This window comes from Rheinheimera sp. A13L (genome assembly GCF_000217935.1).
GTDB lineage: Bacteria > Pseudomonadota > Gammaproteobacteria > Enterobacterales > Alteromonadaceae > Pararheinheimera.
The window spans coordinates 60,488-84,127 of the sequence record NZ_AFHI01000034.1; the positions used below are offsets into that span (position 1 = coordinate 60,488).

Sequence of the window (23,640 nt, forward strand, 5' to 3'; positions counted from 1 at the left end):
AAAATCGAGCTTAATTTTTCGAAATAAGCAAAAATAGAAATATATTTACATTTAAAATCAATCAATTAGAAGAGGTCCATCTTGTCATTGTTCTGTCACTTTGCGCGTCGGAAAGACAGCAGATGCCAGAGTCATTTACATAAAATCCATCAGGGAATAGCCCGCGGTGATAGTGTACCGCTGTTTAGGGGAGCGTGCGATGAAGTATTTTTTACTACTATGGCTTTGTATTGGTTACTTTTTTAGCGGACAAGTTCAGGCTTTTACTCAGGTTGAACTGGCAGAATTTGCCAAAAACACCGAATTAAAGTTTGCTGTCAAAAGCAATTTTACGTCAGCTACTGAGCAAAAAAGTCAGGTCGAACTGATTCTGGCTAACAAGTCATCCCAGACTTTGAGTGCAGGAGCTGGCAATTGGACTTTGTATTTTCATGCGATCCGAAAACAGGAAGGTGTAGAACAACATGGTTTGATACTGCAGCATGTACAAGGCGACTTACATAGCCTGAGCCCAGGTAAAAACTTTAAAGGTTTAAAACCGGGCGAACAGTTACGCCTTACTTTTTATCCATCTTCTTTTATGGTCAGTTACAGCGACTGGATGCCACGGGCTTTTATTACCGCTAAAGGCTTAAAACCAGAAATCTTTGCCAATACAGATACCGAAGATTTCAGCCGTTTTGTTGAACCTTATACCAGACCTGAGCAGTTGCAGCGTTTTAATAACCCGTCGCCGGATTTATACCCTGTAGCCACCAGCCAAAGCCGTTTTGTGTTGAATCAACAGCAACTGTCGGCTTTTAGAAAACCAGAACAATTATCCATAGTGCCCAGCCCACAACAAATCAGCTATCAGCGCGGCCAAACAAAACTTAGTGCTGACTGGGTGATTTATCACAGTGGCCGTTTAACTTCTGAAGCGACTTATTTACAGCAACAGTTAAAGCAAGTCTCTGGTTTGTCGCTAACCTTGACCACTCAAGCGCCAGCCAAAAATCAGCCTCATATTGCCTTGACCGTTCAGGCGGTGAAAGACAAAGCTGAAGGTTATCAGTTGGTGATCGACGATAAACAAATTAGCTTAAGTGGCAATGACAATGCCGGAGCTTTTTATGCAGTGCAAAGTTTGCTGGCATTGCTGCCGGTAGAGGGTGAACGAGCTGTTTTACCAAATCTGACTATCACTGACTGGCCACGTTTTGGCTGGCGTGGTTTGCATTACGATATGGCGCGTAATTTCCATGGTAAAGAAGTGACATTACGCATGATCGATCAGCTGGCGCGTTATAAGCTGAATAAGCTGCACCTGCATTTAACTGAAGATGAAGGCTGGCGCATCGAGATCCCGGGTTTGCCTGAACTGACTCAGATAGGTGCAAATCGCTGTTTTGATTTGTCCGAGCGCAACTGCCTGCTGACTCAGTTGGGCACAGGTCCTTTTACATCAGGCAACGGCAATGGCTATTACAGCACAGCAGACTTTATTGAGATCTTAAAATACGCAGCAGAGCGCCATATCGAAATCATCCCGGAAATTGATATGCCAGGCCATGCCAGAGCTGCGGTAAAAGCCATGCAGGCTCGTTATCTGACACTGAAAGAGCAAGGTAAAGAAGCTGAAGCGACCCAGTATTTGTTGTCCGATCCGCTGGACCAGTCGAAATACATGACGGTGCAGTACTACAACGACAACTCTATCAATGTCTGCCTGCCTTCCACTTACGCTTTTGTAGATAAAGTCATTTATGAATTGCAGCAAATGTACCGTCAGGCCGGTTTAAAACTCAGCACCTTTCATATGGGTGGAGATGAAACTGGTGCAGGTTCATGGACTGCTTCTCCTGCCTGTGCCCAGCTGATAGCAACACCAGAGAATGGAGTAGCCGGTGTTGCCGATTTAAAACCTTATTTTGTGGCTAAGGTAGCGCAGCTGGCAGCCAACAGACAGCTAACCTTAGGTGGCTGGGAAGATGGTTTAATGTATGACGCTAAAAACCCCTTTAACCGTCAGCAATTTGCCAACGAAAATGTGTATGCCAATGTTTGGGATAATATCTGGGAATGGGGTGTAGGTGATCGTGCCCACCGTTTAGCCAATGCCGGTTACCAGGTGGTATTGTCACACGGTACCCATTTGTATTTTGACCACCCTTATGAAGCGCATCCGGAAGAGCGCGGTTACTATTGGGCCTCCCGCTTTACTGATGTGGCCAAGGTCTTTGGTTATATGCCAGATCACTTATACGCCAATGCTGATAAAACCCGTGAAGGTCAGGTCATTGAAAATTTGGAAGTTTTGTTAGGTCAGGAACTGCCAGCCTTAGAAAAACCAGAAAATATTCTTGGTATTCAGGGCCAGATCTGGACTGAAACGATCAGGACAGCAGAACAATTAGAACAAATGTTGTACCCACGCTTATTGGCATTGGCTGAACGGGCCTGGCACAAAGCAAAGTGGGAAGCCCAAAAGCCTGACACAAAAGCCAGACAACAAGACTGGCAACGTTTCGGCTGGACCTTAACCCAGAAAGAATTACCCCGTTTAGCAGAAGCTGGCGTGGCTTTGTATCTGCCACCACCAGGTGCAGTGCTGCAGGATGGCTTATTGCTGGCCAACAGCGCCTGGCCTGGTTTAGTTATTGAATACAGCGAAGATCAGGGCCAAAGCTGGTTGCCTTACACTGAAGCTGTGAAGGTGAGCAGCGACTTACTGTTGCGGACTAAAGCGAAAAATGGTGCCACCAGCAGAGTAACGAAACTGGATTAACTACCTGAAAAAAAAGGTCAGTTCACATTGTTAACTGTTAACAATGTGAACTGACCCCAGTTTTAGTTTTTTAACACCTGCTCCATCATCCAGCTGGTTTTTAGCGCCGTTTTTCCAGTGGAAGGATGACCAGTGCCATGCAGCATGTCCTGCACCATAGCCTGAATGTGGTAAAACTGAATGTTTTCCGGATGCGGTATATCCAGACTTAACTGCTGCTCTGTGCTAAATAACTGTACTGGCTCATGTTCAAACACCGAAAACTCAATCCGGCCTTTGCTGCCATAAATAACAACTTTATCGTTGCGCTCAGAGGCGGCAAAGTTCCAAAAGCCTGTGCCTAAACAACCCGACTGAAATTGCCAAATGGCAGATACAGCATCTTCTGCAGCATAAAGCTTTTGCTGATTGGTGCTGATACCTCGCACATCCGACACATCACCCAGCAGATACAGCAATAAATCCAGGCCATGACTGGCCAAATCAATAAAATAACCACCACCAGCTTTTGCCGGATCGGTACGCCAATTGTACTGCCCTGCTAAATCTGCTGTATTAGGAGTGCGGCTGAAGCTCCATTGCACCTGACGGGGTGTGCCAATCAGGCCATGCTCCAGCCATTCTTTGATCTTTAGAAAACGAGGTAAAGAACGACGGTAATAAGCCACATACAAAGGCAATTGTTTTTGTTCAAAAACCTGAGTCATTTCAATACATTCTGCAGTATTTAAAGCCATAGGTTTTTCAACACAACAGATTTTCCCGGCCTCAGCCACCAGCAAAGCATAGTCTTTGTGACTATCAGGTGGAGTGGCAATATACACAGCATTCACTTCAGGGTCGTTGATGAGCTTTAGCGCATCATCATACCAGTGTGGCACCTGATGACGTTTGGCATAGTCTTCCGCCTTGGCCGCGTCACGACGCATCACAGCGACCAGACTGGAGTGCCCTGCTTTATTAAAAGCCGGACCACTTTTTAATTCAGTGACATTGCCACAACCAATAATTCCCCAACGGATTTGTTTCATCTTTACTTGTCCTTCCACTGCATTTAACGCACTTTAAAGAAGCCATCGACCTGTTTCCAGTGCTACATGCTCCGGCACAAAGCTAAAAAACACCAGGTCACAACCCAGATGGTGATCTGCACAGACTGCATACAAAAAAAAGAGGATACTGCAGGCAGTATCCTCAAAGATCCCTTGGATAAGGATTGGCAAATAAAACACAACCTCCATGTCTGCTGGTGAACCCTGTTGACCAACTACCAATCAACATGACTCTGACGAGGGAGAAAACAACAATCAGACCCCAGCAAGCTTCTGATTGCCCCGTTCCTTACAACTCACTGCCGCCAGACAAAGGCCACAGAAAAGTAACCCTTCACAAATATGACAACGCTGTCATAATTATACTATGTACTTTTTTTCATCAAATCAAGCGTTTTTCACACAAAAACAACATGAATAAGTAAAAAGCTGAAATGTGGATAAACAGAAAATATTCAGCAGATAAACTGACGACAATGAAAGGGGGAGTTCAGGTAAACAACAAGCAGCACTTGCTGTGCTGCTTGTTCAATAGGACGGGATCAGGCTGTTTTAGCTGCGGCTTTGTTGGCACGTTCACCTAAACGCTGCACTTGCTGTAATGACATTAAATGCGCATAAATTGCAGGCATCAGACCACGCTTGTTTAAATCAAGTAACTGCTCATCAGACAATGAATTTAATTTCTTCTCGTCGACAATATAGATCCCCGATATTTCACGTGGCTTGCCTTCAAGCGTGATAGTTAAAGTCTGAGGAACTAACAATTCCATATCTGCCAAAACTTTGTTAAAAGCTCTGGTGTTTTGGGACTGCATAAAAAATTCGCGCATAGAATCAACACGGGATTTAAGGAAATCGGACTCAGTGCCATCTTCGTTAAACAAAGCATGGCCTGTTTCAGTATTAACCATTGGGTTGGATTCAACCAAAGCAACAAGTAACTGCCCTTCTTTGCTTGGGTCGTCAGCCAGAATTAACGGGTGATTCCACAACACTTTTGGTACATAAAAACCTTGCCATTGGCCTTCTGCAACCATCAGGTTTTCGCCTGTTTTCAATCCCAGCATAGCCACAACATCGAAACGCTCAGACGCAGAATCTTTAATAAAAACAATCGGCATTTCCGCGCCAATACGGACGAATTCCTGAACTACTACAGGCACAATATGCTGATCTTGTGCAAAGGCAAAAGCATTGGCAATGTTGATTTTTGTTTGGGCGTGTTTTTCTTTTTGTAGCGGAGCAATTTGCAGTGACATGAATGAAACCTCTTAAAACATTCAGAAATTCGGGCTTGATAGTAAGCCAATGATACATTTGCAGCAACTAAACGCCACAAAACTTGAGCCTCAAATTACCCTAGAAAGTCGACGGACACCAGAGGCATAAGATACAGAATGCGGCAAAAGTTGCATTCTGTATGCCTGCAAGCATGGATCATTGCGGTAACCCGCAGATTTGGTATACAAATTGTTATCAACCCGGCGCTGTTCACCTACTTTTACGCATACAGAGGCCCCGGATCTGCTGTAACGACATCAAGTGAGCGTAGATAGCAGGTAATAAACCTCTTTGCCGTAAAATATAGAAATGCTCATTGGATAATTCAGTTAATTTCTTTTCATTGATGACATAAATGCCGTTAATCTCTGTTGGTTTACCCTCAATATTTACAGTTAAAGCTTGTGAAACCAACAGGTCCATATCAGCAAGCAACTTGTTGAAACTTTTAGTCGCCTCTGTTTGCCTGAAAAACTCGCCCATTGATTCAGTCACAGCTTTTAAATAATCAGAATCCGAGCCGTCTTCGTTAAAAAGAGCCTGACCTTCAAATTCATTGACCATAGGGCTCGACTCTACCAGTGCGACCAACAATTGTTCTGATTGTTGAGGATCCGGTGTCAGAGCTAAAGGATAGTGACGCAAAGCCATGGGCGCATAATGACCTTGCCATTCCCCATCCTTAATCATCAGGTTTTCTCCTGCTTTAAATGCAAGTAAAACCACACTTTCAAATTGACCCGTCTCACTGTTTTTGACGAACACTACAGGTAATTCAGCACCAACAGAGACAAACTCCTGGAAGGTAACGGGGACAATCTGCTGCTTTTCAGCATGAGCAAAAGCCTTGTATCTTCTGATTTTCAGATGGGCATGTTTCTCACGGAATAACAGGGAAATTTGTACAGACATAGATTCAATCCTTTTCACAGCTTTGTATATGCCACCTAAGGTAAGTTAACTTTTCAGGCTAAAGCTAAGACAAAAAAATAACTTAACAAACACCAGAACAAACATAAGCTCCAGTGTGGTCAAGCTGTACAGTGATGTAAGTTTCAAAGTCGTTGTAATCCAAACTTATGTATTTTCTCCAGCAGTGCACGGTGCGAAATAAGTTTCTGCTTCAAAACCTCAGCTTCCAGAGTAACTCTCTCTTGCACAGCTGCCGCCATTTTTATGTACTCAGGGGCTAACTTCGGAGCTGGAGTGTTAAACTTCATCCCATAAAGAACATACAGGTAGTTTTCAAAATCAAAAATTTCAAACTTAGTAAAGAAGTCTTCCCTTGCAGGAGGGTGGTGACGCCACAGTGCGATTTTTTGCAGTAAAGTATCGGGTATAGTTGCGGGGTCGCGATTATCTAACCAAAAAGATGAATCTGATCTGTCAGAGATACAATAATGCAGCTTAATAAAATCAAAGGTTTGCTCCCAGGCATGTAGTAACCTTTGATTAAACCTCTGTTCAAGTAATTCAAGAGCAGCACGATTCTCAGGAAAACGCTTGCTCAGTAAATCTGCAGAAAAGTCTGTCATTAAAATTGAGGTAGCTTCCAAAGGCTCAACAAAGCCCTGAGAAAGTCCGATAGCAACACAATTTTTATGCCAGAACTTCTCCCTGCGCCCGATCCTCATATTAATTTTCCGCCATGGGTAGTTTTCCAGGCCACCACCAATATAACGATTCAGCTTCAGGCAAGCTTGTTCTTCATCCATGTGCGATGACGAATATACAAGCCCGACTCCACGGCGGTTTGTTAAAGCTATATCCCAAATCCAGCCCGCCTGATGCGCTGTTGCAAGCGTATAAGGCGGCACAATACTATGTTCCATCGTCGGAATCTGGACAGCTAAAGCCACATCAGTTAACAAATGATCCGAACGGTCAATAAATTTGACCTGCATTTTTTCACCAAGTAAGACCGAATTAAAGCCGCTACAGTCAATCACAAAATCGCAAGGCTGTAAGCCTAATTGCGGGCTGTGCAAGGCGGTAATGTAGCCATCAACATCTCTGTCTATATCAGTGATGTCGCCATACAGATGATTAATCCCAAAGTGTTTTACAGCATGCTCATGAAGAAAGTCAGCGAACTTTCGTGCATCAAGGTGATATGCATAAGAGGTCAGGCCGCCAAATTCTGGTGACGTAATAGCTTTAGGGGCTAAACCAGCTTCTACCACTTGATATTGTGCGGCCACCAGATCGGCAAAAGCGGTTTGTTTGTGTTGGTTCAACCAAAATGGTGCCAGATCTATACCGTAAGGCACTGGTACGTCAAACAAATGGTGATAGTGGTTTTCTCCATGAATGTTTTTGTCCAGCCAATTGACGAACTTTATTGATTGCTTGAAGGTGACATTGCAGCGCTGAATAAAATCTGACTCACTGATGCCAAATTTACGCAGGGATTGTCTGATCGCAGGCACTGTTCCCTCACCCACACCAATAGTAGGAATAGTGGGAGATTCGATCAATGTGATCTTCATCTCCGGTCTGCTTTTCATTGCCTGACCAAGATGATTTGCCACCAACCAGCCTGCTGTACCACCGCCTACTATTATTATGCGATTGATCATTCAGGATCCTTATAAGAAAAAGGCTTGCAGTTTGTACTGCAAGCCTTCAAACAGCAGGTTATTGCTTAGAAACGATAATTCACACCAACCTTATAACGGGCTTCCCCTTCAAAGAACCAAGCAGGGTAACCGTCTTTCAGCTCAGGCTTCACTTCTGCAGAGCTAGGAGCCACACCTAACTGCACACTGTCTTCTTTTGTCAGGTTGACCGCTTCAAAACTCATAGTCAGATTTTCAGTGATTTCATAGTTCGCACTCAAATCTAAACTACCATAGTCCTGGTGCTCTCTGTTGCCATAGAAGCCAGGCAATTCGCGCATCATAAAGGCTGAACGCCAGTTATAAGCTAAACGGATACTGTACTGTGCCGCTTCATAGTAACCCACTAAGTTGATAGTATTTTTAGATGAATCAGTGAACATAGCGATTTCATCCGGATAATTCTCAGCTGGTGAATCAGCGTCAACATAAGTGTAGTTTGCAATGTAACCCAGTCCATTGTCGAAGCCATCCTGTAACTGGAACTCGATCCCTTTAATCTCACCACCGTCGCCGTTAAAAATAGTGGAAACAGTCCAGTTATCAAGGTTAGAGTTTGGATCAACCACACCAATTTGTTGATTTAACAGTTGTCCTGAAGTTACAAAACTGCTTACATCTTTAAAGAATACCGTCGTGCTTGCCATGCCTGACTTGCCAAAGTAGTACTCAATACCAATGTCGCCCTGAGTTGCTTTAAAAGGATTCAAAGCAATATTCCCTTTAGTCACCACCTCATTACCTGGAGTGCCGTCGTTGTAGCCAGCAAAGTTTGAGCGCGAGAACATATCAGTATAGTTGGGTCTGGCAATAACCTCAGCCAAAGAGCCCCGCAGAATAATGTCAGGTGTCACATTGTAGGCAATGTTAAAGCTTGGCAAAACTTCGCTGTAATCTGCTTTATCTGTACTTAAGTTGTCAGCGTAAACACCGTTCACGAAATTGAAGTAATTCGAGCTGGCATCAGTTGAAACATAGCGAACACCGAAGTTACCGCGAATGTCTTCTGTTGAAAAATCAGCCATCAGGTACAAAGACAGGTTTTCTTCATTGATAGTGCCATAGCCTGACTTGTAAGCTACAGAAGTGTTATCAAAGCTCTGAATGGCCGCTCTGGCATCACTTAACATTGTAGATAATATAGGTTTAGGCAATGTAAAACCGCCTGCTGAAGACACTGAACCATTGTAGTAGCGGCTTGCCGGACCTTCAGGTACTGTACTTGCCATGTTCGCAGTGTATGTTTCAGCTTTCACATCGTGATCAGTCCAGCGTACACCTGTGCTGACTTTTGTAACAACACCAAAATTGACAGGAATATCCAGATCCAACTGAGCATATGTTTCTTCATCACTGTCAGGTTGCTGCTTTAACGACCAGCCTTCAGGTCGTAATACGGTCCCTGCAGCAAAATCGCCCGAACTAAAGTCTTTTTTGGCAATATTAATATCAATAATTTCACCACGAGCGTCATAAGTACCAGCATAGTTCGCTGGTGAGCCTAACCAGAAACCATAGTTCGCAGTTAAATCAGTGCCACCTTCAGCACTAGTATTGCCAACCCGGCCTGAGATAATAAAGTCATCTGCATCGTAGGAAAAATTAAGATCAACAGTGTCAGAAGACATACTGGCTGCCCTAGCCCAGCTTTGAGCCCAGCCTGAGTTTTCGTCCGACGCATCGCGACGGTAGAAGACACAAGTGCCAGACGCATTTTTTTGTTCACAAGCAGCTTCTTTGTCATCCGGAAACATTAAGAATAATGAGGTATTGGCGTTATTTGCTTCCAACTCAAGGCTGATAATGTTCAGACCCATTTCAAAATCGTCTGTTGGCCGGAATTGCAGTGTTGCATTGATCGCAGTACGTTCACGATCTTGCTCAAAAGTTGTAGGAACAATGTCACCCCATCCAACCAAAGATTCAATACCGTTTCGCTGATAAGCAGTTTCTGAATAAGATACAGCGCCAAGCACACCGAAAGTCTCATCCAGATTTTTCCAGCTGTACAAACCTGAAGCCTGTGGATCTGTCTCGCCGGACACAGAACCGTAATCGCCTTTGATACTGGCAAAAGCAGTACCACTATCCATATCCAGTGGTTTACGGGTATTAACTATAACGGTACCGCCGACACCACCTTCAACAATATCAGCCTGAGACGATTTATACACTTCTACATCACCGATCAATTCTGGCGGCAACAAAGAATAATTGAAGCTACGGTCTATCGATTGCTGGTCATACCAACCTGTTGATGCAACAGTTTGACCGTTTAGCAAGGTGCTGGTTAACTGGCTTGAAGCACCACGGATAGATACCTGCTGACCTTGACCAAACTGGCGGCTGACCGCAACACCTGAAATACGCCCAAGAGTTTCACCCACGTCACTGTCAGGGAACTTACCAATATCTTCGGAAGTTACCACGTCAACTACAGCATCGCTGAATCGTTTTGCGTTTAAGCTGGCTTCCTGCGAAGCACGGATCCCTTTAACCTGGATCACTTCAACCTTTTGTTCTTTTTTTGCGCTTTCTTCTGCAGCCTGATCAGCCATAGTTGGAAATGCTAATACAGCAGTTCCTACCATTAAACCTAATTTGACCGCTACGGCGCACTTATTCATTTTATTGTGCAGCATAAGCTTCTCTCCCATTCCTGATTTTTTTTGTGCGATGATTTTATTGTCCTGAAACAACAGATTTTCATGATTCCACCATGACAACGCTGTCATTGAAATTTAACATACACAAAAAAAATCAGCTTTGCAAACTCCTTTAGATGAAAATTTAAACGAATTTCAAAAGTCAGAAATGTCTCGTTAGAACTGTTTTTTATAACGAGCTGTTCAGACCAGCCGCAGACATTGAGGAAAACAAGAATATATCTAGCTGATTAATATCAATAAAATTTAAATTTGTTTTTTGAAATTAAAAAAAGAGCATTTTTTAAGCAAAAAAGCTTGAATAAATGTTTGCCGTTTAAGCAAAAAAGAGTTATCCCTTAACTCAATCTTTGTTACAAAATGACCAGCGCTGTCATAAAGTTAGCTGGATCGGTAAAAAAATTAGCTTATTTATTTTCAGCATAAGGCCATTTGGTGTTGTGCTTTTTGGGATCCAGCAATGAAAGTGACCATTCATGACGTAGCCGCTAAAGCCGGCGTGTCAATCAAGACAGTGTCGCGGGTGATGAACAATGAGCCGTCGGTAAAACAAGCGACGATTGATAAAGTGAATCAGGCGATGCAAGAGCTGCATTATCAGCCAAGCGCTGCTGCCCGTAATCTTGCCAGTACTAAGTCGTACAGCATAGGCTACATCTACGACAACCCAAATGCCTATTATGTCATTGATATGCAGAGAGGCTTGTTGGATGCGTGTCGCCGCCACGGTTATGAATTACTGATCCATCCAACCAACGCAAAATCACCTGGCATAGTACAGGAAGTGATTGATTTAGTGCAGCATTCCCGGCTGGCAGGTTTAGTATTAACGCCGCCATTTTCCGAAATGCCGGAAATAGCTGAAGCGCTAAGCAGCATTAATGTTGATTTTGTCCGTATTATTTCCGGCTCTACCCCATCCCCTAAGCAAACCAACTGCGTATTGGTCGACGATTTCACCGCGGCATTCAAAATCACCAATCACCTGTTGGAGTTGGGTCATAGCCAGATTGCGTTTTTATGTGGAGATGACGAACACAGTTCAAGTGGTGAACGTCTGGCAGGCTTTAAGGCGGCATTAACCAAAAGAGGCATCAATGCCAATCCAAAGTTTATTGTGCCTGGCAGCTATTCGTTTGAATCCGGTGTGAAAGGCGCTACTCAGTTGCTGGCTTTACCCAACAAGCCAACTGCTATTTTTGCCTGTAATGATGAAATTGCAGCTGGTGCTTTATTTAGTGCGCGTTTGCAGCATATTGAAATTCCGCAGCAGCTTTCTATAGTTGGCTTTGAAAACAGCCCGTTTTCGCGTCAAACCTGGCCACCACTGACCACAGCGCACCAGCCAAACAGCACCATAGCGCAAAGTGCAGCAGAATTATTGTTTAAACACACCAGACCAGGCAGCCATAGCCAGACCGAAGATCAGCCTGTGTTTATCCCCGAGCTTTTAGTGCGGGAATCTACAGCTCAGGTTAGTAGCTAATAAAAGGGAGCAGAACACATCATCAATCTGTTCTGCTCCCAATTCTGTTTAAGGCGCAACCAGTTGCAGCAATATGCCTGTGAGGTAACCACCATAAGTACCCAGCGCATAACCAAATACCGCCAGCAATACGCCAACAGGGGCCAAAGCCGGGTGGAAAGCAGCTGCAACTATAGGAGCTGAAGCAGCGCCACCTACGTTTGCCTGGCTGCCGACAGCCAGATAAAACAGCGGAGCTTTGATCAGTCGGGCGACAAAAATCAGTAAACCGGCATGGAAACTCATCCAGATAATACCAACCACAAACATCACCGGATAATCCAGAATAGCAGTCACATCCATATGCATACCGATAGTGGCCACCAGAATATATAAAAAGACAGAGCCTAACTTTGATGCACCCACCGACTCCAGGTTACGGGCTTTAGTGGTAGATAACAGCAAACCAAAAGTAGTGGCCAGCAACACCAGCCAGAAAAACACGCTGTCTAAACTGTACATTTCAAGCGCTGGAGCATTAGCGCCAATCCATGGTGCTATCCAGTCTGCCAGCAGATGCGACAAACCTGTAACACCAAAAGCAACTGCCATCAGTTTCATTAAGTCAGGCAAACTTGGATTACGGGAGTTTTCGGCCTGATATTTTTCAATTTTCAGTTTTAAAGCTTCAATACCGGAAGTATCTGCACCATTGGCTTTATCAAAACGCGCTGAATTGCTGGCCATCCATAACAATACTGCCATCCAGATATTTGCCACTATCACGTCTACAGTGATCATCACTGAGAAGATAGGCCCACCCACTTCAAATACTTCTTTCATGGCGGCCTGATTAGCGCCACCACCAATCCAACTGCCAGCAACTGTTGTCATACCACGCCAAATCGCATTTTCCCCTTCTCCGCCTACGGCTTCAGGAGCAAAACTTCCGACAAGAGCTAAAGCCAGAGGACCACCAATGATAATGCCGGCTGTGCCTGTTAAAAACATAATCAAAGCTTTAGGCCCTAAACCTAAAATAGCTTTGAAATCAATACTTAAAGTTAACAACACTAAACTGGCTGGCAATAAATAACGCGACGCCACTTTGTATAAGTCAGATTTATCGCCGTCTATCACTCCAAAGCTGTTAAACAGCGAAGGGATGAAATAACACAACAATAATGCAGGCACATATTTGTAAAAACTCTGACAATATTTATTACTGCTTTGGCTGGTATGAAATACCAAACCCAGGATCACTGCCAGCAATCCCAGTACCACAGCATCATTGGTAATTAATGCGGTTGATTGTTCCATGATTTTTCCTCGGTTATCCCCGTCCTAATTGAAGCTGCTGCAGTGTTGCCTGCACCCTCTCGCCCCAATCACATAGTGGCCTATGCTCATGGGATCTCGCTGGCTTGTCGCCTCGCCGCAATTCCAATTATTTTGGGTATAGCGCTGGTGGTGTTTAGTAAATGGCTATTATTTTTAGCTTTAACGCTTTTTATTTGTGATAACAGATAAAAACATCAGTTATCCATGCCATTCCACCAACAGAACTTTATAGTTATTTTTTACGTGACGACTAAATCTATCACAGCAGGCGGGACGGTCAAAACAAAGTTGCTTGCTATGCCATAGTTCAGCAAAAAATAACGACTAAATCCCTTCCCAAACAAAAATGCCCGGCTATAGCACTAAAGTACCGTTGTGGTAAAAAATCAAAACTCTTAACCTGCCAGACAGAACAGTTTTAGCAGCGGAGTTGGCAATGAATGTACTGATCACAGGTGGTACTGGTGGTATTGGGTTTGCGGTAGCTGAACATTTTGGTGCTTTGGGCCATCATGTGATCCTGGCTGATATCAACGCAAGCCAACTGGAAATCCGTCAGCACGAGTTAACAGCCACAGGCTATAACGCAAGCAGCATACTGCTGAATTTAACCGAACAAGCGTCCATTGAAGCCTGCGCCCAGGCCTATCAAATCGATATTCTGATTAATAATGCCGGAGTACAGCATGTAGCGCGGCTGGAAGACTTTCCTGAAGAAAAATGGCAGCAATTACTACAGGTGATGCTGACAGGCCCGGCTATGCTGACCAAAGCTGTGTTACCCCGCATGCAGCAGCAAGGTTTTGGCCGGGTGATTAATATAGGCTCTATCCATGCGCTGGTGGCATCGCCTTTTAAATCCGCTTATGTGGCAGCCAAACATGGTTTATTGGGTTTTAGTAAAGTAGTGGCTTTAGAAAATGCTAACTTCGATTTCACTATAAATACCATTTGCCCTGCTTATGTACGCACCCCTTTGGTTGATCAGCAAATAGCGGCTCAAAGCAAAGAACATAACCTGACCGAACAACAAGTGATAGACCAGATCATGCTTGCACCTATGCCACAAAAAGCTTTTATTGGCGTGGACGAAATTGCCAGCACAGCAGCTTTTTTATGCGAACCTGCGGCCCGACATATTACCGCTCAAACTCTGGTACTGGATGGCGGCTGGACAGCGCGATAAATGCCAGCGTGCAAATACTGGACAGCGGATCCAACATCAGGGCAGAATAAAACCATGCTGTGGCCGTTGAAGTGATTATGACCTTACCTGCCAGCACCATTGGTTTGGGCACCATTGCTGCTTTGTCTTTACTGTATTTACTGGTGCTCTTAGGGGTAGGTGCTGTAGGCCGCAGGCTGCAGCGTCGTCATCCAATTTCGCCCTGGATTTTCAGCTTTGCTTTATCCATTTATTGCACTTCATGGGCTTTTTATGGTGTTACAGCTCAGGCTGCGGTGAATGGCTGGTGGATCCCCCCCACTTACATTGGCTCACTGATTTTATTCTGGTTTGCTTTTGGCTTAATAGGGCGTATTGCCATTGCCTGTCGTCGCTACCGTATTACCTCAGTCGCCGACTTTATTGCCACCCGTTATGGTCATTCCCGCTTATTGGCGATACTCACTACAGTCATAGTGCTGATCGCTATTATTCCTTATATTTCACTGCAGTTGCAGGCCATCAGCACCAGCATTCAGGCGCTGGTGGTGATGCAGGACAACAGACCCTGGTATCAGGACACAGGGCTTTATGTCACGCTCTGGTTAGCAGTTTTCGCCTTATTATTTTCCGGACGCAGCGCCAAAGCGCATCAGCCCAATCCGGGGTTAATGGCGGCTATAGCTTTTGAATCTCTGGTGAAATTACTGGCACTAATCGCTATAGGTATTTTTGTCTGTTGGGGCATGTTTGATGGCATCACTGATATTTTTAACAAAGCGGCTGAACATGAAGCAGTGCAAGAGTTGCAGCAACAAGGCCAGCCTTCTTATGTGTATTGGGTGCATGTGTTATTGGGTTTTGTCGCCACTTTATGCTTACCCCGCCAGTTCCATGTCAGTTTTGTCGAAAACCAGCAGTTAAGTCACCTGCATCAGGCCCGCTGGATATTCCCTGGTTACTTGTTGCTGATGAGCTTCTTTACCCTGCCCTTAGCTTTAGCCGGCATTATGATGTTGGGGCCACAAGCCAATGTGGATTTAGTAGTGCTGCAACTGCCACTGGCGGCCAACCGCACTGATATTGCTTTGCTGGCCTATTTAGGCGGATTCTCGGCCGCCACCAGTATGGTAATAGTCGCTACTGTGGTGCTGGGTATAATGGTCACCAACGACCTGTTAACTCCGCTGATTTACCGCAAACAACACAACGAAAGCCCGGGCCAGCAAAAAATCAAAGTCGTCACCTTAAGGCGCTGGTCCATGCTGGCCGTGCTGTTCCTGGGCTATTTGTATTATCGCTGGATAGGCACTGGTACTGGTTTAGCTCAGCTGGGTTTAATGGCTTTTGCCTTAATAGCTCAACTGGCACCACCGCTGATTTTAGGCTTATTCAGTCAACGCATTAACCGTCAGGGCACAGTAGCGGCGCTGTGCAGCGGCCTTGCCATCTGGGCTTATATTTTATTACTGCCTGAAGTCGCCAGAGCGGGTTTTATCAGCGGCGACTGGCTGACTGAAGGGCCTTTAGGCCTGAGCTGGCTTGCTCCTACTCAACTATTTGGTGGGCATCTCGATTCGGTCAGTTTAGGGGTAGTGCTGAGCTTAACAGTGAATACGTTGATGTTACTGCTGGTTAGTCACTTCAGCCAAACCCGCTTAGGCGAATGGCTGGAAAGTTACCGTTTTCTACGTCGCCCAAGTCAGCCAAGTGCAAGCAGCCAAAACCCAGTTCTGAGCGTGCAGGATGGTTATTTATTAGTGCGGCGTTTTGCCGGAGAAAAAGAAGCAAAAAAACTGCTGCAACGCTACAGCAAAACGACGGTAGAGCCCGAGCAATGGGCCAATCCGCAGTTTATGCAGGCGGTAGAACGCAGTCTGGCTGCTGTAGTAGGTGGCGCTTCTATGCGACTGTTACTGCAAGCTTCAGGTAAACACGCTCAGTTGCCTATTGAATCTGTCGCACGTTTTGTTGACGAAGCCAGTCAGGTATTTCAGTTTAATCAGGCTTTATTACACGCCACCATCGACAATATCAGCATGGGCATCAGTGTGGTGGACGCCGATATGCGGGTTATAGCCTGGAATCAGCGTTACCTCGAGCTGTTTGACTACCCTCAAGGTTTAGTTGAAGTAGGCAGGCCAGTGGAAGAATTAATCCGTTACAACTTGCAGCGTGGTTTGGCAGGTCAGCCTTTATCCCAAGTGGAACTCAGCCAGGAGATACAAAAACGGCTGAATTATTTACGTCAGGGCAGCAGCTATAAATTTCAGCGCCAGCAACAGGATGGCCGTATTTTCGAAATGCTGGGCAACCCTTTGCCAGGTGGTGGTTTTGTCACTACATACAGCGACGTTAGCTCCTTTATTGAAGTGCAGCGTGAACTGGAACAAAGCAATGATACGCTGGAACAACGCGTTAAAAGCCGCACCGCAGAGCTTGAAGAACTGAACCGCCAACTTGAGCAAACCAAGCAACAACTGGAAGCCAATACAGCCGCCAAAACCCGTTTTTTTGCCGCCGCCAGTCATGATTTGATGCAACCTTTTAATGCCGCCGCCTTGTTTTGTGGCCTGATCCGCCAGCAAAGCCAGCAGGATGAAGTGAAACAACTGGCACAAAATTTAAGCCATTCGCTGAATTCTGCTGAAGAATTACTGGCAGCTATTCTGGAGCTGACCAAGCTGGATGCCGGGGTGGTCAAAGCTCAGCCTGAAACTTTTGCCTTAGCTGAACTCTTAGATCAAAGCGCCCGGGAAGCCGCTGTATTGGCGCATAACAAAGGCTTAAGCTTCAGTTATATTCCAACCCGCCTTGGCACCTTAAGCGATGCCAAACTATTAAAACGGGTGATCCAGAATTTATTAGCTAATGCCTTGCGTTACACTCACAGCGGCAAAATTCTGTTGGGGGTAAAACGACAGGGAGATCAGTTGCAAATTTGTGTCTGCGATACCGGCATAGGGATCAGCGCCTCAGATCAACAAAAAATCTTTGATGAATTCCAGCAAGGCAGTCAGGCCGATCAAAAAGGTTTAGGTATTGGCCTGGCAATCAGTCAGCGTATTTGCAGCTTGTTAGGCCATGAAGTTGGCTTTCGTTCTGCTGTTGGCAAAGGCAGCTGTTTTTATATCAAAGTTCCGCTTTGCAGGGTCAGTCAACGTGTCTTGCCACAGCTTAAATCCAGCCAGCCCAGTGGTTTTGCCGGGCAACGTATTCTGCTGATGGATAACGAAGCCGTATTGCTGCAAGCCGTGTCACAATTGCTGCAAAGCTGGCACTGCGAAGTGCAGGCCGTTAATTCACCCAATGAAGCACTGGCCGCTGTGCAACAAGGCTTTAAACCCGATCTGATGTTATTTGATTATCATCTGGATCATGGTGCGACCGGAGTTGAGGTAGCCATACAGCTGGCGGAACATTTTGGCATCAGCGCTCCTGTTGTCATTAACTCAGCCGACCAAAGCGGTGATATTCGTCAGCACGCACTGAATGCTGGTTTTCATTTTATGCTTAAGCCACTGAAAGAAGTGTCGTTAAAGCGGCTGTTACAGCGTTTGCTGAATTAAAACTTTATGCAGCAAACTGCTGCTGTAAAAACTGGATCACTACTTTTAAACCTGCCTTCATATGATGGCGGTTAGGGTACACCAGATGCAGCGGCAGAGGCTCTGGCATATAGTCCTGCATCAGTTCCACCAGACTGCCGTTTTGCAGCTCCTTTTCCACCTGATAACGGGTCACAAACAACAAGCCCATATCGGCTAAAGCCGCATGTTTCAGCGCTCTGTTGCTGTTACACAAGACACGGCCTGTGGTCAGCACTTCAATTCGTTGATCCTGGTAACGAAAAAACCAGGTGCGATCGGCCACGGATGAACCAGAACTCAAACATTGGTGATGGCATAAATCAGCAGGGCTTTGTGGTGTACCAAAGGCTTGCAAATAACCAGGGGAAGCCGCCAGTGTGATAGGTAAACCCGGTAAAGAACGGGCTATTAAACTTGAATTCGCCAATTGGCCAAATCTGATGCCTAAGTCCATTTTCTCGGCAATCAAATCAATCACTTTGTCGTTTAAATCCAGCTCAATGCTGAGCTTAGGGTACTGTTTCAACAACTCTGGCAACAAAGGGGCAATCCGCAAAGTACCAAAAGTGACAGGCACACTAATACGAATTAAACCTGAGGGTTCATCCCGCAGTTCAGATAAATGATGTTCAGCCTGATCGGCCTGAACGACCACCCGCTGACAATACTCAAAAAAGGCTTCGCCTTCTGAGGTTAAACTCAGCTGACGGGTGGAACGTTGCAATAAACGCACGTTTAAATGTTGCTCTAAGCGACTGATGGCTTTACTGACAGCACCTTTGGACATATCCAGCGCCACAGCAGCCTGAGTAAAACTGCGACTTTCCACTACTTTGGCAAATGTAGCCATATCACTTAAACGCTGTAACAACGACATCCCTGCACCTTTTTCTTATGCTGTTTTGTGCTTGATTTTAACCGGATTTTTTCACTCTGACTGTTTCTTTTAGGAAACTGTCTGTCTTTGTTCGCCCCGCTAATCAAAGCCATAGCTAATGCTTACACTGCCCAGCATTCAGACAGCAGAATTCAGATTAAAAAGGGGGAAATCTTATGTTCAGCCAGAGTTTAGTACAGGTGTTTAAAGGCTTAGCTGAGTTTCATGGTTATGTACCAGTAGCCCCTGTACAGCAGACTGAATCGAACCAGGCCCTAACAACCTGCCCGGTAAAACCAGCTGCTGTACCACCGAATTCATGCATTAGTGTCACCAATTCCTAGCTAAAAGGCGTTGCCGCCTCTTTTGCCCACCCAAGAAGTGGGCTTTTTTTTATGTACAGGAGGTACGGTACACCGAAAATGCAGGAGCATATTTTTGGTGATGTACAGGAGGTACGGTACACCGAAAATGCAGGAGCATATTTTTGGTGATGTACAGGAGGTACGGTACACCGAAAATGCAGGAGCATATTTTTGGTGATGTACAGGAGGTACGGTACACCGAAAATGCAGGAGCATATTTTCGGTGACTCACAATAGTGCTGAGACTATTGTCGAACCACTGTTAAAAAATAAAAACTGCACCATACTTTGTACCTGTTATTTTTCAACGACAGGGAGAATATCATGCTTTATCAGGTCAAAACCGGAGATACTTTAAGCACCATTGCCGCCCGTTATTATGGTGACAGCAGTAAAGCAAGCTGGATCGCCAGCCAGAATCATTTAGCGAATGCCAATCAGATTTATCCGGGTCAACAACTGGAATTACCAGACTTGACTTCAACAGAATTGGCTTCAACAGAAGCAACTTTAGTCAGTCCGGCTTTGCTGTCAGCTTTGTGCCCTGCTTTAAACGCCAGCGATCTGAATCTTTTCTGCAAGGCGTTGGAGCTGGATTTGCCTAAAGCTCAGATCACTCCGCCTCTGTGTGTCGCCCATTTTATGGCACAAACTGCCCACGAAAGTGCAGGTTATGCTCAGCTCAGAGAGAACCTGAACTACAGCGCTTCAGCCTTGAGCTCTTTGTTTGCCAAATATTTTGTTGGCGTTGATGTAAATGAGTACGCCAGGCAACCAGAAAAAATCGCCAACCGTATTTATGCCAATCGAATGGGTAATGGTGCTGAACAAAGCGGCGATGGCTGGGCATACAGAGGCCGGGGCATTATTCAACTGACAGGCAAAGCGAACTACCAGGCTTTTAGCAAGGACTGGGGCACAGATGTGGTTAATCAACCTGATTTGGTTGCCTTAGATCCTGTGCTGGCCGTTGCATCGGGCTGTTGGTATTGGCAAAAGCGCAATATTAATGCCGCTGCGCAAGCAGACGATTTAATGAAAGTAACCAAGCTGATTAACGGCGGCACCAATGGCATTGAGGACAGAGCGCATTTGCTCGGTATAGCCAAACAACAGATGGGACTAAATTAACCACTGCCTGTCCATTAGGTTGAAATACCCGCCCAGCTCTCTGCAATTAATAGAGAAACTGAGCGGGCGACCATAAAGGTCGCCCCTTGTATTTCAATACCACTCAAGGAATAACGGGGATAAGTTAAAACTCATCCGGTAGTTTGAGCTTTTCAAACAAAATACCGGCCAAAGTACGGTTGTTCACATTCAGTTTGCGTAATATTGCCGACACATGCTGTTTGATGGTGGTTTCCTGCACCTGCATTTCAAAGGCAATTTGTTTGTTCAGTAAACCGTCGGCAATCATTTTCAGCACACGGAATTGCTGAGGTGTCAGTTGTTCCAGCCGGCGGGCAAAATCCTGATCAATCAGATCTCTGGCTTTTTCCACATCGTTCACCAGCTCAGCTGGCACCCAGGTTTCCCCTGCTACCACTTGAGCCACTGCTTCAGATAACAAATCCAAAGGCGCAGATTTTGGAATATAAGCCGAAGCCCCCAACTGCAATGCTTGTTTAATCACGGCAGGATCTTCAATGGCAGACACCATTAAAATGGCAATATCAGGGTATTCAGTGCGAAGTGAAGTTAAACCGGCAAAACCTTCAGCATCCGGCAATTTTAAATCCAGGAAGATCAGTTCGGTATCGGGGTGTTGCAGCAATAAAGCCCATAACTGCGCCATACTGTTGGCCTGCAGCAGCACAGCATCAGTGCCAAGAATTTGTTGGGAAGCCTGTGCCAGAGCGACACGGAATAACGGGTGGTCATCAGCAATAATTGCAATCATAACAGCGCAGTATCAACTCTTTAAAACCTCTTTTAAACATACTGAACCAGGGCTTTCGCCCCGGCAAGTAATTTTTAGCCTTCGTACTTGAAGCCGCAGCTTTGTTGACTGTGTGTTCTCGCCCCAGTCACATAGGTGAACTATGCTCCTGGGGTCTCAATCACTTGTCGCCTCGCTGCAACTCCAATTACTTTGGCTAATCTTTTACACCTTTAGCTGCTTAGAAACGATAACCTAAAGTTAAGCTGTAGGTTCTTGGGTCGCCGTAATAGGCCGTAATGGTTTGCTCACCGGCCAACAGCGGGAAGTTGTAACCGGCAATACGGGTTTCTTTATCACCTATATTACGCACCTGAGCCGATAGATCCCAGTGACCATCATTGGAGTACCAGGTAGCCCCAGCGTTAAAGATGGTGTAACCACCAAAATCCAGCACCGAGGGCACTTCAAAAATTTGAGTGTCAGCACGGTACGAACCCATAACGTTATAAACAATTTCACCTATACCTGCACTTTGAGTGTATTTCAGACCTAAAGTACCAGTCCATTCCGGAGTATTGGCAAAAGACCAGACATCCGACACGTCCACATCAGTTTGTAATACTGAATCAAAAAATACCACTTCATTAAACTTGGCATCTGTGTAGCCGAGAATACCGGTAAATTCTAAGTTACTGGTCAATACAGAAATCATTTCGACTTCAAAACCACGTATATCAGCACTGGCGGCATTCAATACCTGAGAAGCTACAGTATTATTCACCGCACGCTGCACTGTGACCTGCATATCGTCATAGCTGGAACTAAAAGCCGCAGCGTTTAAACGTATAGTGCGATTATTCCATTCACTTTTAAAACCAACTTCGACAGTGTCGACTATTTCTTCCTGATAAGGATCGCCGGCATTCGGGTTAATAGACTGGTTGCCACGCATATCAAAGCCACCAGATTTAAAACCGTCCGTATAAGAGCCATACCACATGAAGTTGTCGGAGCTTTGATATTCAAAACCTAAACGGGGAGAGAAATGACTGAAACTTTCGCTGCCTTCGAAATCGGATTGCACAGCTATTGGAGTGCCATCAGCGCGAGGCAATTTATACCCCAGATAGACAAAACGATACACATCAGCATCTTTGTCATCTTCGGTGTAACGGCCACCTAAGGTAAAAGACAGTTTGTCAGTGAATTGGTAACTGCCTTGAGCATAAGCTGCCACACTGTCAGTTTCTACACAGCCACCGTTTTCAATAGTCACGCCCAACCCTTGCACCAGCACAGTGCCAAAGGCACCACAAGCATCACCTTTAAAGTAATACAGGCCTGATGCCATCGTCAGTTTGTCGCCGTTAAACAACAACTGCAGTTCTTGCGAAGTTTGTTCGTCTTCATAAAAGGCGGGTACATCTAACGAGGGTAATGCGGTGGCATCGAAGTCGATATTCGTGTCTGTCACCCCTTCACGTTTGGCTGTAATGGATTTTAAGGTCCAGCTATCGTTTATATCCCAGGCAATAGTCAGTGACTGACCTTCAGTCACCACAGAGTTATCTGCAGGCATGCTGGTATTGGAATCAAAAACACTTTCTGGTGGCGTATCGCCAGTCACTAAACTTGGTGTTAAGCGATGGCCCCCTTTGGAATTGGAATCATCTTCAGTGCGGTCGGCTGCAAAACTGAAACGTAAATTATCCGTCGCCTGATACTGCAAACTCACGCGGCCAGACAAGATCTCTTTATTGTAGTTTTCAGCGCCGGTGTTGAGATAAGTACCAAAACCATCTCTGTTTAGTGTGGCTAAGGCAGCTCCAAAAAACAGCTTGTCAGTTAATGCTGTCTGGCCAGCAATTTTGAAATCTTTTTGTCCGTAGTTACCTACAGTCCCCCGTAAACTCAGCTCTGTATCACCACTTAAAGGTTTAGTGATGTATTTAACCGCGCCGCCTATTGTATTACGTCCATACAAAGTACCCTGCGGGCCACGCAATACTTCAATACGTTCTACATCGTAGACGTCCAAAGCTGCACCTTGAGGGCGAGCCATATAGACGTCGTCAATATAAATACCGACCCCGGATTCAAAACCCCACAGTGGATCCTGCTGACCTATACCACGGATGTAAGCGGTTAAAGTACTGTTGGTACCACGGGACACCTGTAAAGTGGTGTTCGGCGAATAAGCCTGCACCGCAGTAATATTTTCAATGCCACGCTGAGCCAAAGCTTCTGCACCTATAGAGGTTACAGCCACCGGAACCTGCTGCAGGTTTTCCGCAGTTTTACGTGCCGTTACCTGGATGACTTCCAGCGTTGCTTCTTCTTGTTCTGCCGTGTCGTCGGTGGCCTGTTCTGCCAAAGCCGGATTAAATAAAGCTGAGCCTACCAGCAGCGCTAATAAGGTCGGTTGGAATATAGTCTTCGTCTTCTTATTGTTATGGGCCATGTGCCTTCTCCTGCTAACTTGTCCAGTACCACTCTAGGCTGTCCTGCTGAAATGTTAAGCTGTACCTTAGTACTATACCCGCCACAAACTACACTCAAGCCAAT

At 45.4% G+C, this 23,640-nt stretch carries 14 protein-coding genes; 5 read left to right on the forward strand and 9 right to left on the reverse strand.

The annotated features are described in order from the left end of the window. The first annotated feature begins 199 nt into the window (after positions 1 to 199). Positions 200 to 2,767 (forward strand): family 20 glycosylhydrolase, encoded by a 2,568-nt coding sequence (locus tag RHEIN_RS15190; RefSeq protein WP_008899859.1) that lies wholly within the window; start codon positions 200 to 202, stop codon positions 2,765 to 2,767. 62 nt (positions 2,768 to 2,829) lie between these two features. Here RHEIN_RS15190 and RHEIN_RS15195 read toward each other — a convergent pair whose 3' ends face one another. The 5 genes from RHEIN_RS15195 to RHEIN_RS15215 form a co-directional block, all read right to left on the reverse strand. Next, entirely contained in the window at positions 2,830 to 3,798 is a 969-nt protein-coding gene (locus RHEIN_RS15195) for a Gfo/Idh/MocA family protein (RefSeq protein ID WP_008899860.1), read from the reverse strand. 563 nt (positions 3,799 to 4,361) lie between these two features. Further along, entirely contained in the window at positions 4,362 to 5,081 is a 720-nt protein-coding gene (locus tag RHEIN_RS15200) for a SapC family protein (RefSeq protein ID WP_008899861.1), read from the reverse strand. A 232-nt stretch (positions 5,082 to 5,313) separates the two neighbouring features. Beyond that, positions 5,314 to 6,015: a SapC family protein gene (locus RHEIN_RS15205; protein WP_008899862.1), complete on the reverse strand. Its 702-nt coding sequence runs from the start codon at positions 6,013 to 6,015 to the stop codon at positions 5,314 to 5,316. A gap of 143 nt (positions 6,016 to 6,158) precedes the next feature. Next, the gene (locus RHEIN_RS15210; RefSeq protein ID WP_008899863.1) at positions 6,159 to 7,682 is read right to left on the reverse strand and encodes a tryptophan halogenase family protein; all 1,524 of its coding nucleotides are present in this window, start codon (positions 7,680 to 7,682) and stop codon (positions 6,159 to 6,161) included. 65 nt (positions 7,683 to 7,747) lie between these two features. Next, on the reverse strand, positions 7,748 to 10,363 hold the full coding sequence (locus tag RHEIN_RS15215) for a TonB-dependent receptor (protein WP_008899864.1): 2,616 nt from the start codon (positions 10,361 to 10,363) through the stop codon (positions 7,748 to 7,750). 484 nt (positions 10,364 to 10,847) lie between these two features. On the opposite strand from RHEIN_RS15215, the gene RHEIN_RS15220 reads away from it, so the two are divergent. Then, the gene (locus tag RHEIN_RS15220) at positions 10,848 to 11,873 is read left to right on the forward strand and encodes a LacI family DNA-binding transcriptional regulator (RefSeq protein ID WP_008899865.1); all 1,026 of its coding nucleotides are present in this window, start codon (positions 10,848 to 10,850) and stop codon (positions 11,871 to 11,873) included. Positions 11,874 to 11,921: 48 nt separating this feature from the next. Here the strand turns inward: RHEIN_RS15220 and RHEIN_RS15225 are convergent, their stop codons facing one another. Continuing rightward, on the reverse strand, positions 11,922 to 13,172 hold the full coding sequence (locus RHEIN_RS15225; protein ID WP_008899866.1) for a DUF819 family protein: 1,251 nt from the start codon (positions 13,170 to 13,172) through the stop codon (positions 11,922 to 11,924). A gap of 457 nt (positions 13,173 to 13,629) precedes the next feature. Between RHEIN_RS15225 and RHEIN_RS15230 the strand changes: the two genes are divergently transcribed. Both RHEIN_RS15230 and RHEIN_RS15235 read left to right on the forward strand, forming a co-directional pair. Further along, positions 13,630 to 14,379 carry a 3-hydroxybutyrate dehydrogenase gene (locus tag RHEIN_RS15230; protein ID WP_008899867.1) on the forward strand — a complete coding sequence of 250 codons (750 nt, stop codon included), beginning with the start codon at positions 13,630 to 13,632 and terminating at the stop codon, positions 14,377 to 14,379. A 59-nt stretch (positions 14,380 to 14,438) separates the two neighbouring features. Beyond that, positions 14,439 to 17,927, forward strand: a complete 3,489-nt coding sequence (locus RHEIN_RS15235) for a PAS domain-containing hybrid sensor histidine kinase/response regulator (protein WP_237704375.1) — start codon at positions 14,439 to 14,441, stop codon at positions 17,925 to 17,927. 4 nt (positions 17,928 to 17,931) lie between these two features. Here the strand turns inward: RHEIN_RS15235 and RHEIN_RS15240 are convergent, their stop codons facing one another. After that, positions 17,932 to 18,825 (reverse strand): LysR family transcriptional regulator, encoded by an 894-nt coding sequence (locus RHEIN_RS15240; protein ID WP_008899869.1) that lies wholly within the window; start codon positions 18,823 to 18,825, stop codon positions 17,932 to 17,934. Positions 18,826 to 19,514: 689 nt separating this feature from the next. On the opposite strand from RHEIN_RS15240, the gene RHEIN_RS15245 reads away from it, so the two are divergent. Continuing rightward, positions 19,515 to 20,321 carry a glycoside hydrolase family 19 protein gene (locus RHEIN_RS15245; protein WP_008899871.1) on the forward strand — a complete coding sequence of 269 codons (807 nt, stop codon included), beginning with the start codon at positions 19,515 to 19,517 and terminating at the stop codon, positions 20,319 to 20,321. A gap of 124 nt (positions 20,322 to 20,445) precedes the next feature. On the opposite strand, the gene RHEIN_RS15250 is transcribed toward RHEIN_RS15245, so the two are convergent. Both RHEIN_RS15250 and RHEIN_RS15255 read right to left on the reverse strand, forming a co-directional pair. Next, positions 20,446 to 21,093, reverse strand: coding sequence for a response regulator (locus tag RHEIN_RS15250; protein WP_008899872.1), 648 nt, complete (start codon positions 21,091 to 21,093; stop codon positions 20,446 to 20,448). A gap of 220 nt (positions 21,094 to 21,313) precedes the next feature. Further along, a complete protein-coding gene (locus tag RHEIN_RS15255) occupies positions 21,314 to 23,536 on the reverse strand; it encodes a TonB-dependent receptor (protein WP_008899873.1) in 2,223 nt (740 codons plus the stop codon). Between the last annotated feature and the right edge of the window lie 104 nt (positions 23,537 to 23,640).